The organism is Halorubrum tebenquichense DSM 14210 (assembly GCF_000337415.1).
GTDB lineage: Archaea > Halobacteriota > Halobacteria > Halobacteriales > Haloferacaceae > Halorubrum > Halorubrum tebenquichense.
Window position 1 is genome coordinate 22,183 of sequence record NZ_AOJD01000027.1, and the last position, 16,383, is coordinate 38,565.

16 protein-coding genes are annotated in these 16,383 nt (G+C 55.4%); 4 read left to right on the forward strand and 12 right to left on the reverse strand.

Annotated features, from left to right (window positions below; genetic code table 11):
* Positions 1-18: 18 nt before the first annotated feature.
* The 3 genes from C472_RS16175 (at position 19) to C472_RS03735 (ending at position 3,385) form a co-directional block, all read left to right on the forward strand.
* Complete coding sequence (locus C472_RS16175; protein WP_006628455.1) at positions 19-969, forward strand: MarR family transcriptional regulator; 951 nt, start codon at positions 19-21, stop codon at positions 967-969.
* Between the two features lie 245 nt (positions 970-1,214).
* Entirely contained in the window at positions 1,215-2,573 is a 1,359-nt protein-coding gene (locus C472_RS03730) for an IS200/IS605 family transposon protein TnpB (protein WP_006628456.1), read from the forward strand.
* Positions 2,574-2,665: 92 nt separating this feature from the next.
* Complete coding sequence (locus C472_RS03735; RefSeq protein WP_006628457.1) at positions 2,666-3,385, forward strand: hypothetical protein; 720 nt, start codon at positions 2,666-2,668, stop codon at positions 3,383-3,385.
* 90 nt (positions 3,386-3,475) lie between these two features.
* Here C472_RS03735 and C472_RS03740 read toward each other — a convergent pair whose 3' ends face one another.
* The 5 genes from C472_RS03740 to C472_RS03755 are packed head-to-tail and all read right to left on the reverse strand — an operon-like array spanning position 3,476 to position 8,042.
* Positions 3,476-4,132, reverse strand: a complete 657-nt coding sequence (locus C472_RS03740; RefSeq protein ID WP_006628458.1) for a restriction endonuclease — start codon at positions 4,130-4,132, stop codon at positions 3,476-3,478.
* Complete coding sequence (locus C472_RS03745; protein WP_006628459.1) at positions 4,125-4,370, reverse strand: hypothetical protein; 246 nt, start codon at positions 4,368-4,370, stop codon at positions 4,125-4,127. The genes C472_RS03740 and C472_RS03745 overlap by 8 nt, the downstream gene beginning before the upstream one ends.
* Positions 4,367-7,225: a hypothetical protein gene (locus tag C472_RS03750; protein WP_049906284.1), complete on the reverse strand. Its 2,859-nt coding sequence runs from the start codon at positions 7,223-7,225 to the stop codon at positions 4,367-4,369. Before C472_RS03750 ends, C472_RS03745 begins: the two co-directional genes overlap by 4 nt.
* Before the next feature lie 32 nt (positions 7,226-7,257).
* Positions 7,258-7,728, reverse strand: coding sequence for a hypothetical protein (locus C472_RS16180; protein ID WP_006628461.1), 471 nt, complete (start codon positions 7,726-7,728; stop codon positions 7,258-7,260).
* Complete coding sequence (locus tag C472_RS03755) at positions 7,725-8,042, reverse strand: hypothetical protein (protein ID WP_006628462.1); 318 nt, start codon at positions 8,040-8,042, stop codon at positions 7,725-7,727. The genes C472_RS16180 and C472_RS03755 overlap by 4 nt, the downstream gene beginning before the upstream one ends.
* Positions 8,043-8,462: 420 nt before the next feature.
* Between C472_RS03755 and C472_RS16185 the strand changes: the two genes are divergently transcribed.
* Positions 8,463-8,735 carry a winged helix-turn-helix domain-containing protein gene (locus C472_RS16185; protein WP_321163253.1) on the forward strand — a complete coding sequence of 91 codons (273 nt, stop codon included), beginning with the start codon at positions 8,463-8,465 and terminating at the stop codon, positions 8,733-8,735.
* Between the two features lie 364 nt (positions 8,736-9,099).
* Here the strand turns inward: C472_RS16185 and aglF are convergent, their stop codons facing one another.
* The 7 genes from aglF to C472_RS03780 form a co-directional block, all read right to left on the reverse strand.
* Positions 9,100-9,879 carry a UTP--glucose-1-phosphate uridylyltransferase AglF gene (gene aglF, locus C472_RS03760; RefSeq protein WP_006628464.1) on the reverse strand — a complete coding sequence of 260 codons (780 nt, stop codon included), beginning with the start codon at positions 9,877-9,879 and terminating at the stop codon, positions 9,100-9,102.
* Positions 9,880-10,022: 143 nt separating this feature from the next.
* Positions 10,023-10,919 (reverse strand): glycosyltransferase, encoded by an 897-nt coding sequence (locus tag C472_RS03765; protein WP_049906286.1) that lies wholly within the window; start codon positions 10,917-10,919, stop codon positions 10,023-10,025.
* Between the two features lie 10 nt (positions 10,920-10,929).
* Complete coding sequence (locus tag C472_RS16190) at positions 10,930-12,144, reverse strand: glycosyltransferase family 4 protein (RefSeq protein ID WP_082238226.1); 1,215 nt, start codon at positions 12,142-12,144, stop codon at positions 10,930-10,932.
* A gap of 78 nt (positions 12,145-12,222) precedes the next feature.
* Entirely contained in the window at positions 12,223-13,482 is a 1,260-nt protein-coding gene (locus C472_RS03770; RefSeq protein WP_006628466.1) for a DegT/DnrJ/EryC1/StrS family aminotransferase, read from the reverse strand.
* The gene (locus tag C472_RS16195; RefSeq protein WP_006628467.1) at positions 13,482-14,393 is read right to left on the reverse strand and encodes an NAD-dependent epimerase/dehydratase family protein; all 912 of its coding nucleotides are present in this window, start codon (positions 14,391-14,393) and stop codon (positions 13,482-13,484) included. Before C472_RS16195 ends, C472_RS03770 begins: the two co-directional genes overlap by 1 nt.
* Positions 14,386-15,375, reverse strand: coding sequence for a GDP-mannose 4,6-dehydratase (gmd, locus tag C472_RS03775; protein ID WP_006628468.1), 990 nt, complete (start codon positions 15,373-15,375; stop codon positions 14,386-14,388). Before gmd ends, C472_RS16195 begins: the two co-directional genes overlap by 8 nt.
* Positions 15,376-15,484: 109 nt before the next feature.
* Positions 15,485-16,357, reverse strand: a complete 873-nt coding sequence (locus tag C472_RS03780; RefSeq protein ID WP_006628469.1) for a glycosyltransferase — start codon at positions 16,355-16,357, stop codon at positions 15,485-15,487.
* Positions 16,358-16,383 lie beyond the last annotated feature (26 nt).

Consider the following 16,383-nt stretch of genomic DNA (forward strand, 5'->3'; position numbering starts at 1 on the left):
GGCTTGTAGTATACATATATGATTTCAAATGCCGAGCTTGCTGTGATCGACGCACTGAGCACCGGCCGCGAAGCGACACCAGCCGAACTCGCGACAGAGATCGAGTATTCACAGGCACACATCTACGAAGTGCTCGATACGTTACACGCAGCGGGACTCCTCACCGAAGCCCGTGGCCCAAACAACTTGCGTCGCGTCTCCGTCACGGATCATCCGGTCATCGAAACATATCGTCGGCTACGGGCGAAACTCGGACATATCGAGTGGGCTGACCTCCTTACACCCGCCACCCTTCGAGTGTGCTGGTTTCTCGACGAACCACGTCGCGTCACAGACATCGCAAAACGACTGAATATCACTCGGCAGAGCGTCCACAAAGCGCTGTCCCCACTCAAGGATCGAGCGATGCTGTCCCCGTCCGGTCCCGAGTACGCGGTGAGTGATGATCTCGCGCCACTGCTGTCGTTCACTCAGGCCGTCGTGACCTTCGAACACCGATCGCGGGCACGAGAGATCGCACCCAGTGCGACTATCGAATGGTGCGACCCAAAACGAGCACTCATCCGTGTACAGACTTCGGAAGATACAGCGGCGCTGCTTGACGCACCTGATTGGCAGGTAACTGGACTCGGTCGGTTCGAGGAGTACGGACTACAGTTTTTCCTCGCAGGTGAACCTGCATTCTGGTATACACCCAACGAAGAACTCACGCCTGTCGATATCGTGTGTCACACGCTCGTCCTCAATAGTGAATCTCGCCGCATCAGTTATGCGATGTTGTTGATCGACAAGTTGGATATCGACCGAGAGAAACTCACAGACACAGCAACGTGGTATGATCTAGAGGCAACAGTCGCTACAATGTGCCAGGCAGTTCAGGGCGAGTTCGACGGTTCACAGGATCCTCCCGTCGTCTTGCCGAGTGAATCAGAATATATCGCGCTCAAAGAACAATACGGAGTAGTATGACTGTATTCAGTGGCGGCCAGGCGATCAAAGAATTTCTGTCGGAGTTCGACAATTGGCTATCGGAGTCTGTGACTGTGTATCTCCTCGGCGGGTCGGCAATGACACGGTGTGAGCGGAAGCCCACCCATTCACGGGTGGGTGTGAGCGGACACTCCGACTCAACAATCTACTGTCCTATTGCCCGGTGGTAATTCCCACCGCATCTACAGCCTTTACAATCCAGTAATCCCACACTATTCGCGGTAATGCGGCGGGTCAACATCTTCCGAGTCAGCCCCCTCTCGGAGAGAGACGAGCTGATCCTCTACGAGGTGTTGGACGCGTCCGCTGCGCTGTGGAACGAACTCACCTACCACCGCCGCCAACACTTCTTCAACAATCGAGACGTGTGGAACGTCGACGCCGACGAATACCGTGTGAAGTACAAGGGTGTCCTCGGCTCCGCCACCGCTCAACAACTCATCCGCAAAAGCGACGAGGCGTGGCGGTCGTTCTTCGCCCTCATGGAAGACGGCGAGAATCCCTCGCCGCCCGGGTACTGGAAGGACGAGGATAGCGGAGAGCGCACGCTCCAGACGCTCATCCGCAACGATCAATACACCCTCAAGTGGGGCGAGCGATCGCGGCTGGAGATCCCGGTCGGACACGACCTCAAGGAGAAGTACGGTCTCGGATACCACGAGCGACTTCGACTCGAAGCACGTGGGAACCCGCGGTGGGAAGGAAGTCAGGGCCGGTTGGAACTGGTGTACGACAAGGACGCCGAAGCGTTCAGGGCACGACAACCCGTCTCCGAAGCTACTCCTCGACGGGACGAACCACTGGCCGCCGCCGCGGGCGACGACGGGGTGGTGGCAGCCTTGGACATCGGCGCGAACAACCTCGTCGCCGTCACCACAACCACCGGCTACCAACGTCTCTACCACGCACGCCCCCAATTCCACCGCTTCCGTCGCACCACCAATCAGATCGCCGCCCTCCAAGAACGCCTCGAGTACGGTACGTGGTCAAGCCGGCACATCCGCCAGATGTATCGGCGGCGCACCGAACACGTCCGTCACCTTCAGGACGCCCTCGTCCGCGATCTTGCGGAGTGGTTGGCTGAACACGGTGTTGGCGAGGTGATCGCTGGCGACCTCTCGGACGTGCTGCAGGAGCACTGGTCGGCGCGGGTGAACGAGAAGACCCACCAGTTTTGGAGTCACGGCCGCTTCCGCCGCCGCTTACAGGAGGTGTTGGAAGGCGAGTACAGCATTAGGGTGCGAGAGGTCAGCGAAGTCGGTTCCTCCTCTACGTGTCCGGACTGCGGCAGCGAGAACATACACCGTGAGGGCGACCTGCTCACGTGCTACGACTGCGGTTTCGAGGGGCATTCGGATTTGGCGGCGTCGGAGAACTTGCTGATAGTGAACGACGGGTCGATGGCTCGGCCCGCGGTCTCCCGAGAGAACACGACGGAGAGGGCACACCGATCGGTGGCCCGCCTCGAGTGGAACGATCACCGCTGGCGACGGCGGGATCACTCGACCAAAGCGGAACCCGAAAACCAGAGTACCCACGGCGACGCGGGGAAATTTGCCTCCGGTGGCGCAGGCATCGCCTGAATCACCCACGCGGAGGAATCCCACGGCTGAAGCCGTGGGAGGAAGTCAAAGTACAGGGACTGAGAGACCAAACTGAGGATATCGATCTTACAGTGGGGGTAATCTCTGAATTCGAGCATGTACACCAGACGCTTACGTCGCAGGGGTTCACGGTCATCGACGAACCAACGGAGTCGTTCGAGGGCGTTAGGAAAACCGTCGAACTGTATCACGAAGAGCGCGGGTTTCGGATCGATCTCTTCGAACGGCAGATCGTTGGGAAAGTCTGGATCACCGATCGGATACACGACCGGGCCAAAGAGTTCTGGACTGGGAAGCACGTGACAGTACTCATCCTCTCAGATGAGGATATGTTCCTGCTCAAAGCGGTCTCTGGCGGTGACGTGGCGAGTGGCCGTCGACGTGATATCGAAGATATGCGGAAATACGCCCAGCGTGGGTTGAACTACGAGGTGATTTGGAACGAGATTGATGCACAGCGACCATTTAATACCGGTACGACTGAAGCACGACAAATCCGGGATCGCTCACATCCGCTGTTTGCGATCGAAATGGCCGTGAGTTCTCTCTCCGGACTGCCGAACACGTTCACCACCCAGATCGAAGAATTTACGACGGAGTTCGAAGTCGAATATACGATTCTTGGTGCTCTCGACGCTGATATCAACGACATCGAAGTGATTGGAGAACGAGTCCTCGCAAATGTACAAACTCTGTCGGAGGATCACGCAAGCGCCGTCGACGAAGCGGTTGACCGACTTATTACGAAACAGGTTATCAAGCGGGACAGGAATATGATTCAGCTCCGGTGAGGAAGCGCTTCAGCCCCGGTTGTTGTTTCCCGTCTCGTGAATGATTCGGTGGATAGCTTCGACGAACGATTCACGACGGCTCTAGCACCCCTACTCCCTAAAATCGTACTCGCTCTCGCGGGCACTGACGTATGTCGTGTTGCCCTCTCGATCTGGGACGTAACACGGACCGTCACCGGCCCTGTAGAATACGGGTGCCTCGATGTCGAGGCTGGTTTTCCGATGGAGCAAGAGCGGTAGTCGGTCGCGCAACTCCCGAATGGGCGGTTCCCGCCGCGCGTAGAGTGTGCCGCGTGGTGGTCGGCGTTTCGTTAACGGTCGGAGACGATCTTTCCAGAGATCCGGTTCTGTGAGAATCCGGACATCGAGTTGTTGGGCCAACTTCCACGCGCCCGCGGTCACGTGCCGGGCGATAGCGAGGACAGGCATCGCTCTCGCGAGGGCGGCCCGGAGGGCGATCGCTTCGACGGCGTCACGCTGGACGGGTGTGGTGTGCCAGTCTTTACACTCGACGACGAGGAAGTCCGTGGGGTCACCGCGGAATTCGTCGCGGCGCGCGATGACATCGGTTTCGAGCCCGAAGAGCTGCTCGTTGCGGGCTGTGGTGTACCCCCACTCCTCAAGGGTGTCAGCGACTTCCTCTTCGAACCAGCGCCCGTTGGTTGGATCGTGATCTGGATCGGTCGTCTCGTCAGGCGTGCCGACGGTGTCAATCGCATCAGTCAGGTCGCGAGTGTCGTCACTCATCGGCTTGCTCCTCCACGATGGCGGCTGCTTCGGCTTGGACGGCCGCTTCTTCGAGGGCAGTGGCGATCGTTTTGGCTTCTGCTGGGGACAGCACCGCGTAGATGACGTCACGGTCGTCACCGAAGCTGAGCGTCACCCGTGTGTCGTCATCAACCGTATCGATTTGGATGCTGCCGAGCATCTCCGGCGGGCGGTCGCGTCTGATGACCGTCTCCAGATCGAGTGCGGGCTCGTTCATTGCTGGGTCCCTCCATTAGGGTGGGTCGGTTGCGGCGTTGCGGCTACTGTCGTTGGGGTGGTTGGTGGTGTCATTATGTCGGGTTGTGGATGCGATTGATCGTGGCTGTGCGGCTGTCGGCTGTCGGTAGGCATGAGTATCGGACACATGGTGTCGTGAGCGGTGTCGATGGGGACGGTGGCGATTGATATTGGCGGGCGTCTGTCCCAGCCAGCGCGAGAGCGCCACCACGTGTGGGCTGGGCCCAGAATGGACGGCCTCGTGGAGGTAGGTGACTGTCGGTGCGTCGACGACGAGGTCGCGGGCTGGTCGCTATGGTACGGAAGCCACGCTGTCACCGGTGGTATCCGCTGATCCAGTGAAACTGACTCCATCGTCGTCCACCGACGGTGGCCGTCGATCTGGACGGCGTGAACGCGGTCGAGAGCTTGGACGTCTTCCAGCCGACGGTCATAGCTGCTCGCGGAGATGTCGGCCTGCTCGATCAGCGCGGTCCGACCGAGCGAGCCGTCGGCTTGGAGTAGGGTGGCGTACAGCTTGGTCGCTGTCGGCGTGAGCTTCGGGCGGAAGCGTGTTGCCGGCAGGGTGGCTGCCGCGCGTTCAACGTCGGCCGGTGTCGGTGTTTGTGCTTCGGAGAGCGCCCACAGGAGACTCACGACGACGTCGTACGGACACGCCCGGCGGGTGGTCTCCGATGGGCCGAATGAGCGGAGACAGAGCCGGACGAGTCGCTGTTTCTCACGGGGCGACCACTGGGTGTTGTGGGCTGTCGCGATCTCGTCGATCACCCGTCGGATGGCGGGGTAGGTGGTGCCGTCGACGACGGGGATCTCGAGGGTGGGTGCAGCTTCGGTCCCGTCGGCGACCGCGTCTCGGACGGTAGCGAGTTCCTCGCGAAGGGCCGTGGTGATCTCATCGTGGAGCGCCGTGGCCGTTGGGCCGGCAATGACCCACGACATCGTGAGATCTAGCTGTGCGTCGGGCTCGACTTCGTAGGGGAGTCGCCGGCACAACTTTGTAGGTCGGTCTTCGAACAGCAGTCGATACCCCGAGTGGATCCCGTAGGTGGACTGTTTGGGGACCGTCTTGGCGAGAAACTTACAGAGGTTCTGGAGGCGGGTGGTGGAGCGTGCGAGAGTAGCCGTGTCCGGAACCCGCAGTGTGGTCGTGAGATCGATTCCGGCTGCGTGATACAGCTGGGTGGCCGACGCGATGAGCCCGTGGAGATCTTTGAAGAGCTCGCTGCGGGCAGCGGTGTCGTTATTCTCTGTGAGTTCAGCCACTCGGGACAGCAGGCGATCCCGAACGGTCGTGATTCGCTCGCGCCACGCCTCGTAGGTAGTCTCGGCGTCGCTACACCAGCCAACTTGGCGGCCACGACGCAGCAGGCGACCGACTGCGTACTCGTGGGTGTCTTCGTCGAGTGCCTCGAACTTGTGGCCCAGTCGTTCCGGGGTGAGGATCTGCGAGAGTGCCTTCTCGCTGAGTAAGGCTCCTGCGAGACGTCCCAGGGTAGCTACGGGCCCGCCCCACTGGAGGACGACGAGCGTCTCTGTCTCGGTGTGGCTGAGGTACGCAACGCGGCCGTCCTCGAGGGTCGCGGGCTGGTCACCGACGAGGGTGATGGCGTCGTCGTGGGCAACCGTGGCGAATCGGTCGTGGAGTCGGCTGGCCGGAGTACTGTTGGGGCCGGTGAGCCACTGAACGTAGTCGGCAGCCGTGTCCGGAGTGCCGGTCGCCGCGACCCACTCGTCTGGCGGTGTCGCCTCCGGGCCCCCCGGCCGCCGGGGCGACACTGTACTTGTAGCGTAGTGAGGGGTTGGAGTAAGTCGCTCGTCGAGCCGGCGCTGATCCGGGTGGATGAGCTCGTAATCGTCATCGAGACACGCTCTGGTAGCCCGCTGGCCCAGATCGGTGAGCTGGACCGTGTGCTGCGTTCCGCGACGATTAACGGTGACCAGCCCGCGCGTTTCGAGATCGAGAACGTACCGACTGACGGTTCCGGCTGCGATATCGATTGCGTCGTCGGCGCTGAGGTCGTCGTACCGGCGGGCGTGCGTTGTCGTGAGATTCCCGAGGAGTCGGCGTTTGCCCGGTTCGGTATCGAGATCGCGGACGACGTCCCAGGCGGCCTCGGGAGTCTGTTCGCGGTGGGTGGTGTGGGGAGACCGATCCCGGCTCCCAGTAAGACCGAGATGGTACTCCGTCCAGTTGGGATACCGCCTCGACAGGTGACGGTGGAGTGCGGGCGAGACGACGACGCGAACGTCGAACCCGGCGGCAAGCACGGCGATCGCCGCGAGTGCGCGGACTCCCGTCCGGCGGTCGTCTACCTCGGTCCACGCCTCGCCGTCCAATTGGAGAATGAGGACGGTGGGCTGAGCGTCGAGTTCGCGATGGAGCGCGACCGGGCCTTTTGCGAGCGCGCCGAGGCTGGCGTTCACTGGGCCGCGGCCCGTGCCGATCGCGGTAACGGTCTCGGAGAGGTTCGCGTGGCGCTGGTGATGGTACGCCGACAGGGGCTCAGTGTCCGTATCGTAGGTGAGCGCACGCGCGGTGATCGCGCGGACGTACGCGACGGCTTCGGCGACGTCGTCGGTCCACGTGTTGTCTGTGTTCGACCACTCCGGGTGGAGGCGGGTGAGAAATTGTGAACTCGCCCGCCATCGATCCTCGGTAGTGGTGGTGTCGCGGATGGCGCGTTCGGTGTGCGGTGTGAGCTTCTCGAGGAGGTCTGGAAGCCACTCGGTTAGGCGAGGTGACACCGCGGGACAGCGAATACCGTCGGTGGGAACGCCTGTGGGGCTGACGAGCCGAACCCCTCGGCTAGGGGTCGCGGGTTGGCGTGACTGCATTAGTGATCACCAGGAGGTGGGGGTCTGGTGGATCACTGTGGTCCCTCGTGGGATGCGCCACCATCAGAGCGAGCCCGTTCGCGAACGGCGTCGAGTAGTGAGGGTGGCTCCTCCGATGGTGAGTGGATTGGATCCCGTGGGGTTGGCGCGTCCGCGTGGACGTGTGGGGTTGTACTCGTCGTCGGGCTCGTGACGACGGCGGTCGGATCCAGCAGGACGACCGTCGTCGATTGGATCTGGGTGTTCGTACACGTCCCAACGTGACCCGTGAGGACGTACTCGCGAACACCACGGGTGAAGACGGTCGGGTGTTCGTGGGCATCCGACCCGCACATGATGTAGCCGATCGCGTACGCGGACTCGCCCGCAGCCCGGTAGGCGTAGGCGGTGATGTCGTCGCCCTCGTTGAGGGTGCGGCCACAGACTTGGCAGGCGGGGTGGGTATCCAGCGGGATGCGCGCGAGTTGCTGGCGATCTGGGAGTTCGTCGGTGGATCGGGTCATTCGTTCCCTCCCTCGCTGGTGGTGATGCCAGCTTGCCACGCTTGGCGGGCGGAGAGTGCGCGTCGGGCAGATTCTGTGAGTTGGTACCCTTTTGAGTCGGCGGCGGTGACGAAGTCGCGTTCAATGAGTCCTTCGAGTGCGTCGCAGACCTGGTTGTGGTTGATACTCTCGGTGTAGTAGTCGGAGAGTGCTTGGTGGAGTTGGTTACTCTCACAGGGATCCGTCTGTGCGAGTATCCAGAGCAGGTCGCGGTGGACGGCTGAGAGATCGGCGACCGGGTGGGTTGTGTCGCTCTCGGTGTGGGAGCTACTCATTATGTCCCTCCGCGGTATTATTGCTACTGCTGTGTGTCCTCGCACACGTTGTACAGATCGGGGCATCTAGGGTAGCGTCATACCCGTCGGCCTCGGTAGTACAGAGAGTACAGGTGGTACTGTTCGATCCGCCAGTCGTCTCGCAGGGCTTAAGCCCCGCAGTTGCCAGCATTAGCATGGTTCTGTGATCGGGCACAGAACCCGTCCCGGCTGGGTGCTACAACACCGCAGCCGGGGTTTCTACGCTTTCTCACGAGCCGAGGGTTCGTCGCTGGGCTCTGTGAGTCCCAATAATATCGCTTGTAACTTATAGGTTCGGATAGTGTCTAACATAAATGGAAGTTCTAGACTACACTATCCGAACTCATTACACACATCACGATAGAAGTGGTAACTATGCTGCGGCACTCTGGAAATTGGATGACGTTGGTTGATGATCGAATTTTAGAATATCTTCATGAGAATGAGGCTGCATCACCCACAGAGATGATGAAAGGTGGTCCAATCAAATTTAGTCGAGCATATATCGGTAGGCGATGTAAAAAACTGAAAGAAGAGGGTTTACTCCGCGAAATTAGCGATGCAACGTATGTGATTACAGAAGATGGTGAAGCATATCTTAAAGGCTATCTAGATACTGAGGATTGGCAGTATATTGACGAAGGAAGCCACATGGATAGCGATCATAATTAGACTGAAAATGCTGTTACTGACCATTGAGTGTAGCCCTTACGTCTAGATTGTGTATCTTGAGGATCAGACGACACTCGCTCTTATGTAGAACTGTGAAAAGACTGTATAGTTACACGTTCTCCAGTCGCGATCGACTCGCCGGCACGAGATGCCCCCTGTTTCGTCTGATTTCTCCTAATTATAGGCCCACAGTCGATATCGAGCCGCTTTCCGCACGCTCTCTCGTTGCCACAAGTTGTCGACTCCACCAACGATCAGGTACCTGCGGCCAGTCACAGACGGACGAAACGTACTCTCCTCGTACAGGAGTCATAAAGTTACTCTCACCCCGTAGACGTACGTCGGCCGGATCGACTCCACCGAACTACGAGTCGACGACAGCCTCGCTCGCGTCCGCTTCCTCCGTTTCCTCCTCTTCGCTCACGGCGTCGGCGAGTTCATCGAGTCGCTCCTCGGCTCGATCTCGGTCTTCGGGGTACCCGACATCGATGCGCCAGCCGTCCAGCCGGATCGCGTCGATCGTGCGGCCGGACTGGATGAGGAGATCGATCGCGTCGGGAAGCTCGTACTCGCCGCGGTCGGAGGGCTGGACGAGGTGACACGCGTGGAAGATGGCGGGCGTGAACGTGTAGAAGCCGGTCATTACGAGGTTGCTCGGCGGATCGTCGGGCTTCTCGACGACCTCGACGACCTCGCCGTACTCGTTGGTGTCCAAGACACCGTACCGGGAGGCCTCCTCGTAGGGGACCTCTTCGACGAGGAACGCGGCGTCGGCGCGCTCCTCCTGCTGACGGCTTGCGACGTCGCCGAGGTTCCCGCGGAACACGTTGTCGCCGAGCATCAGCATGAACGGGCCGTCGATGTGGGGTTCCGCCTGAAGGATGGCGTGAGCGAGACCGAGCTGTTCGCGCTGGTGGGCGTAGGTGATTGGGACGCCCTCGTACTCGTCGCCGTAGCGATCGATGATCTGCTCGGCCTTGTAGCCGACGACGACGACGAGTTCGGTCGCGCCCGCGTCGATCAGGTTGTCGAAGACGTCCTGAATGAGCGGCGTGCCGTTCACTTCGACGAGGACCTTCGGTTTGTCGTCGGTGAGCGGTCGGAGTCGCGTGCCCTTGCCAGCGGCGAGTACGACTGCTTGCATGAGTAGGCGGTGTTTGCGGGGTGGGAAATACTTTGTCGTCAGCGATCCGGATCTGAGAGTCGGAGAGTATCACCAATCGCTGTGATCGCCGGTTAGGTACTCTCGGTAGTCCGGGTCTGTGAACGTGAACGTCGCGAAGAAGGCTAACTCGTGGGCGCGGGGATGTCGTCGCGCTCCTCGCCGAAGAGGAACTCGTAGTAGTAGCCGAGGCCTCGACAGGTGAGCATCGCGAACGAGAGGAACGCGAACGCGAGTCGCGTGGCGAGAGACAGTTCGTCGCCTTCCTCGTCGTCGTTGCCCGATCCGCTCGGTCGCGGCGGGATTCCTGGGGTGCCGTAGCGTTCCGGGTAGTACCGTTGCTTCTGGCAGAAGCCGCGACCGACGCGGAAGTTCTTCTTCGCGAGCGATTCGAACCGCGTGCGTGCGGGATGGTAGACGACTGCGTCCTCGGCGTAGCCTTGGTCGTAGCCCGCCTCGTGGACGCGCTCCCCGAACTCGCGGTCGCCGCCGGAGATGAGTCGGGCGTCGAAGAAACCGACCTCCTCGAAGACTTCGCGACGGACGAGGAGGGCGCAGGTAGGGGCGTAATTCTCGTTTTCGAGGTACTGTTTTACCGGGAATCCGGTATGTGCGTTGTATCTGCCGACGAGCGTGTCTTCCGGGAGTGTAAGTTCGACGTTACAGCCGAGGTAGTCGACACCCTGTTCGTCCATTGTTGCGAGAGCGGTTTCGAGCCAGTCACTGTCAACGGTTTCGTCGGCGTCGAGGAACGCGAGTACGTCGCCGTCAGCGTGTTGGAGACCCGTGTTTCGGGCGGCGTAGGAGCCTTGTATTTGTCTCTCACAATAGGATCTGATACGAGGATTGTTCGCTGTAAACGATTGGATTATCTCTGAAGTGTCGTCAGTAGACGCGTTGTCTACTACAACTACTTCACTAATACTATCTTGCCGGAGAATATGATCAAGTGTATTGTTTATTCCCTCTGAATCATTGTAAACGGGGATGATTATTGTAAACTTCGGTTGAATATCACTCATAAAATACAATTCAGGTATTGTTCTTTAATAAGCCGTAGTCAGCATATTTTTGAGTTATACTTTGACAAAAGGTCTCCCATGTAGGCACAGCAGATTTATTCGGCTTGTGTTCTGAGTTATCCAGTAAAGATTCAAATTTCTGACTCCACTGTGAAACATCAGGGGGCACAACAGACACTCCTGGTTCTCCTTCAACAATTTCTCGAACCATAGTATCTGTCGATATTGCCACTCTTGCGCCAGCAACGTACGCTTCTAGTGGAACAAGACCGTATGCGACCCAAGCAGGATGGGCCAGTAAATCAGCCGCTACATAATACTCTGGTAGATCTTTTTCAGGAATATACCCCGCGAAAACAACAGAGCTCTCAATACCGACTTTTGAGACGAGTGACTTCAGTTTGTCTTCCTCCTTACCAGACCCACCAATGACCAATGTAACATCTTCTCGACCAGTCCGTCTACAGAACTCGGCAAATGATTTAATTAGTAATGTGTTTCTTTTTCTTCGATCCAGTCGACCCACATTCAAAATCATATGATCCGTATTGATATTTGGGAGTTCTCTTGGTTCAATATCAACACTAATCTTGAACCAGTCTTGACTGACGCCAGGTCTGACAACCTCTGGGTCAATTTCGTAACAAAACGATAGTTCAGATGCGACTCTGTCTGTGAGGGTTGTAACGATTTCACTCTCCTGTAGAGCCTCTTGACGGAGTCGTTCACGACACTCGTAGTATAACCGTTCTATAGGGGTGCTGTGGTAGTCCTGAAACGTAGCATGACCATCAATAGACGAGATCTGTTGCTGATACCCTTCTTTTCGGGTATGTGGTTGTAATTTTGGATTATCGTCGAACCAGAAGGGTGATCCATTCACATGGCATGCGTAATTAATATCTGTGCCTCGAGTAGCAAGATATACCTCAATGTCTTTGTAGTGAGAAATAACGAAGTCTAAACCATCCTTCAGAATTTGCGATCGGATATCACGAACTTGTTTTAGTCGGTCTGTCTTTGGAACGTTTAATACCCTACCGCTATTGGGTATTTCTTGTATAGCTATATTATTTACTCCGACAGATTCACGAAAGTTTGGATAGTCCTTTTCAGGGTATATACGAACGGTATGGCCCCTTTCTCTGAGATCGCGGGCCTGTTCAAGAATTAAGCGTTCTGCACCACCAGGAGAGAGTGAAAGAGTAACCAATCCAATTTTCATTAGTTGCGATAAGATGTTCACCCAATAAGTAATTTCTTGAATTACACCAGATAGTGGTAGTGAAAAATATAATAGTACTTATATATTTTCTTCAATTAGTTTGTCGATTGTTTCCCAAATATACTCTAACTTTTCTTCGGTCATTCTGTGGTGATTTCCCACAAATAGTCCATTCTCATGGATATGCTCAGAGTGCTCAAGATCTCCCTCTACTCGATGCGGAATCGAGTCGAATACTGGTTGCCTCGCCATGTTACCGGCGAGTATCGGCCTAGTCTCAATGTTATGTTCCTTAAGGTGAGACTGAAGCTCATCTCTCGATATCGGAGCGTCTTCTCGAAGGAGCAACGGATAGGCGAACCACGAACATTCGCCTTTCGGATGCTCCTCAAGGAGAGAGAATATTTCCGAATACTTTAATAGCTTTTCGTTTAGGTACTCCGCGTTCGATTTCCGTTTCTCAAGGAAACCATCGATCCGATCTAGTTGGTGAATTCCAAACCCACCCTGAATCTCGGTTGGACGAAGATTGTATCCTGTGCTCGCGAAAAGGAATCGTTCATCAATTTCCGGGTTTGACTCGACAAACTCAGAGTTGTCGTCCACTTCGCGAACCCAGCCATGGGCTCTAGACATCCGAAGTTTCTCAAGATAATCATCAGAATCAGTCACAATCATTCCTCCCTCAATAGTTGAGATGTGATGGGAGAAAAAGAAACTGAACGTACCCATATCGCCGAAGCTTCCCACGTGATCTCCATCGTATCTCGCGCCGTGAGCCTCACAACAGTCCTCTATGAGAGCGAGGTCGTGTCTCTCACATAACTCAACTAATGCGTCCATATCACAAGGATTCCCGAGAAGATGTACTGGCAGGATGGCCGCTGTGTCCTCGGTAATTGCCTCTTCAGCGGCATCAATATCGATTGTATACGTACTAGAATCGACGTCCACCAGAACCGGCGTTGCACCGACATCTAATATCGGAAAGACACTTGTAGACCACGATACAGCAGGAACGATTACTTCATCCCCCGGTTCGATGGCAGTCCCCTCTAGTGCTTTTAGTGCCAGCAGGTTTGCTGAGGACCCCGAATTCACCATCACTCCATGGTCTGATCCAGTGTACTCACTCCATCCAGATTCGAATTGCTGGACTTTATCTCCCATAGTAACCCAAGTAGAGAGAAGTGATTCCAGCGATTCCATCACTTCGGCAGTCCCGTACGTGGGTCTGCTGAGCCGAATCTTTGACTCTCCGGGTATGAATGTCTCTTCTTCCTCAAAATGCTGTTCAACTTTTGGCTCGATCTCTGTTAGTATCTCGTCGACGTCCATTATGCTCTAATTCCCCGTATTGTGTCTACAATTCCGGCTTCCAAGTCGTATTTTGGACTCCAACCGAGATCGCGAATACGACTGTTGTCCGAAACCATCCGACTGATCTCTACTTCTCGACTTCTTCCCGTTCCCTCTGAGATCACTTTCAATTCAGTCTTATCCAGTTCTTTCAAAATAGTTTCGACAACTTCCCCCACAGAGTGTTCCTGACCACTACCAACATTGTAGATCTCGTACTTTGGCTCCTCTTGAGTTGTCAGCATCTCAACAGCCCTTACTAAGTCAGAGACATGTATAAAGTCACGAGTAGGTTCCATGTTTCCAAGTTGGATTCGATCCTTCGTTTGAGCTTGTCTGATAACAGTCGGTATTAGATTCTGTTCCGTCTGTCCCGGACCGTACACTGTGAATGCGCGTATAATCGTTGTTTCAATACCGTATGCGGCTCCGTATCCCTGTACCAAGTTTTCACCAGCAGCCTTTGTAGCAGCGTACGGATGTGTCGGCTGAATAGGGTGTTCTTCACTAATCGGTAACCTATCTGGTTCTCCATAAATAGACGCACTACTCAGATAGACGAAGTGATCCACATCGTCAATTCGGCATTGCTCTAGTACATTTTGTGTCCCTGTTGTATTCACAGAGAAGGTCTGCTGTGGATTCCTGATCGACCCGCTAACTGAGACGACACCCGCAAGATGAAATACCGCATCAAACTGTTCAAAAGATGGAAGAGTATTTCTAAATGTCACGTCCCCGAAGATAGACTGGACATCACTTGAGAAGTGTTCTGTAGCGTCACGCTCTCGCGCGAGTACAGTAACTCGGCGATTATTGGTGTTCAACTCTCTGACCAAGTGGCTCCCGATGAAACCAGTGCCACCGGTGATCAGTACATTCTCACTCATTGGGCTGAGCTGCCTGTGAATTATCCGACTGTAGTTCCGCTAAATCGGTTTCGACCATCTCTACAATGAGATCCTCAAAAGTCTTCTGGGGTTCCCAGTCCAGTTCAGATTTGGCATTTGAAATGTCCGCCTTCAGTACGTCAACTTCCGCTGGCCGGAAGAACTTTTCATTAATTTCAACGTAGTCCTCCCAGTCTAATCCAACTTCGTTGAAGGCGATTCGAGCGCAATCTCGTACAGAATGATGTTCCCCAGTTCCAATTACGAGATCTTTGGGGGTATCTTGCTGTAACATCAGGTGCATGGCCTTGACGTAGTCTTCAGCGTGTCCCCAATCACGTTTCGCATCTAAATTACCGAGCTCAAGTTTGTCCTGAAGCCCGAGAGAGATCGCTGCTGCCCCCCGCGTTATTTTACGAGTTACAAAATTCTTTCCGCGTCGAGGCGATTCGTGATTAAATAGAACTCCGTTAACCGTGAACATGTCATGGGCTTCCCGATAATTGACCGTTGACCAGTATGCGTAGAGTTTTGACGTTCCGTAAGGGCTACGCGGCTGGAATGGCGTGTCGATTGATTGTGTTTCCTCAGAGGAATTCCCGAACAGTTCGCTGGTAGATGCTTGGTAAAACTTCGCGTCTGGCTGGTGTTTTCGAACAGCCTCTAGAACTCGTGTTGCGCCCAGTCCAGTTATATTACCGGTGTGAACCGGCTGATTGAAACTCTCCGGTACGAAAGAGAGAGCCGCAAGATTATAGACTTCATCCGGTCGAGTCTCTCGAACTACTCTATCCAGAGACGACTGATCCGCAAGATCCCCTTGAACTAGTTCTAAGTCTGTAATATGATCTATACGACGGTGTCCTTGAGTGCTTTTCCACCTTTCTAACCCATACACATCGTAGCCTTTTGATAGTAGATATTCGGCTAGGTAGCTTCCATCTTGACCAGTAACGCCCGTTATTAGTGCGGTGTTGGACATCACTTTAGTAAGACTCCGCCAATATAACAAACCTTTCCATTAGGTGTTCGCGTAACAAATTGCTTACTTTATTATCATACCGATGGGCTAGTGAGCATATAATTTCAAACTAATTTCTGAGATAGCTGTCGATACTAGATGACATTTGAACCAGTTTTAAAAAATAGGCCACGATATAGACGAGCCAGATTCGAGAGCTATTCTTAGAGCGGTTAGCAATCCGAACTGGATTCGGAGGGATAAGCCGGAGTGGACACAAAGGATGTAGAGCGAGGTCAAATTGTTGCCAAAGCTGGTACTGGCCAGTGCCAATTCGTTTAGCTTTCAATACATGCTCTCGAAGTGTGGATCGAACTGGATGTCGAGCGATCAATTGGCCACTGTAATCCATTGCAAACCCAGCGTTGTGAACTCTTTTTCCGAACTCTTTATCCCCACCTGATGTGAGTGATTCTTCGAATAACCCAACGTCATTTACAATGTCTCGGCGGATCACGAGCGCACATGTGGGTGCGAACTGCTTGGTTTCCAAGTAGTGTTCGACGGGGAGACCCATTGCGACATCGTACCGCGCCCAAAATGTGTCCTCTCCCTCCGGGATGTACATCTCGACGTTACACCCCAGATAGTCCACATCGGAGTTTTGGAACCGCTCGTGAACGTCAGCGACCCACGAATCTTCGACCGTAACGTCGGCATCGATGAACGCAAGGAGGTCACCGGACGCGTGTTCAATTCCAGCGTTTCGAGCCGCGTAGGAACCCTGTATTTCCGTCTCCGAGTACCCGAATACGAGCTCCGGGTAGTTCTTCTCAAACTCCTCGATTACGGTTGGTGTTTCGTCGGTCGAGTCGTTGTCGACGACGATGATTTCGTAGTCCGGAGGATTCTGCTGGTCTGTTAGTGATAAGAGTGTGTCTCGGATCCCGCCTGGATCGTTATACACGGGGATAATAACTGAAAGAGTTGTATTGGATCTCATCAACTCATCGTGAATTTTAGTATTTC

Bases quoted from the DNA above. Each gene is read 5' to 3' on its own strand.
- C472_RS03765 (WP_049906286.1), bottom strand. From the start codon at position 10,919: ATGAGTGATATTCAACCGAAGTTTACAATAATCATCCCCGTTTACAAT.
- C472_RS03730 (WP_006628456.1), top strand. From the start codon at position 1,215: ATGCGGCGGGTCAACATCTTCCGAGTCAGCCCCCTCTCGGAGAGAGAC.
- C472_RS03740 (WP_006628458.1), bottom strand. From the start codon at position 4,132: ATGAGTGACGACACTCGCGACCTGACTGATGCGATTGACACCGTCGGC.
- C472_RS03780 (WP_006628469.1), bottom strand. From the start codon at position 16,357: ATGAGATCCAATACAACTCTTTCAGTTATTATCCCCGTGTATAACGAT.
- C472_RS03750 (WP_049906284.1), bottom strand. From the start codon at position 7,225: ATGCAGTCACGCCAACCCGCGACCCCTAGCCGAGGGGTTCGGCTCGTC.
- aglF (WP_006628464.1), bottom strand. From the start codon at position 9,879: ATGCAAGCAGTCGTACTCGCCGCTGGCAAGGGCACGCGACTCCGACCG.
- C472_RS03770 (WP_006628466.1), bottom strand. From the start codon at position 13,482: ATGGACGTCGACGAGATACTAACAGAGATCGAGCCAAAAGTTGAACAG.
- gmd (WP_006628468.1), bottom strand. From the start codon at position 15,375: ATGTCCAACACCGCACTAATAACGGGCGTTACTGGTCAAGATGGAAGC.
- C472_RS16190 (WP_082238226.1), bottom strand. From the start codon at position 12,144: ATGAAAATTGGATTGGTTACTCTTTCACTCTCTCCTGGTGGTGCAGAA.
- C472_RS16175 (WP_006628455.1), top strand. From the start codon at position 19: ATGATTTCAAATGCCGAGCTTGCTGTGATCGACGCACTGAGCACCGGC.
- C472_RS03745 (WP_006628459.1), bottom strand. From the start codon at position 4,370: ATGAACGAGCCCGCACTCGATCTGGAGACGGTCATCAGACGCGACCGC.
- C472_RS16195 (WP_006628467.1), bottom strand. From the start codon at position 14,393: ATGAGTGAGAATGTACTGATCACCGGTGGCACTGGTTTCATCGGGAGC.
- C472_RS03755 (WP_006628462.1), bottom strand. From the start codon at position 8,042: ATGAGTAGCTCCCACACCGAGAGCGACACAACCCACCCGGTCGCCGAT.
- C472_RS16185 (WP_321163253.1), top strand. From the start codon at position 8,463: ATGACGTTGGTTGATGATCGAATTTTAGAATATCTTCATGAGAATGAG.
- C472_RS16180 (WP_006628461.1), bottom strand. From the start codon at position 7,728: ATGACCCGATCCACCGACGAACTCCCAGATCGCCAGCAACTCGCGCGC.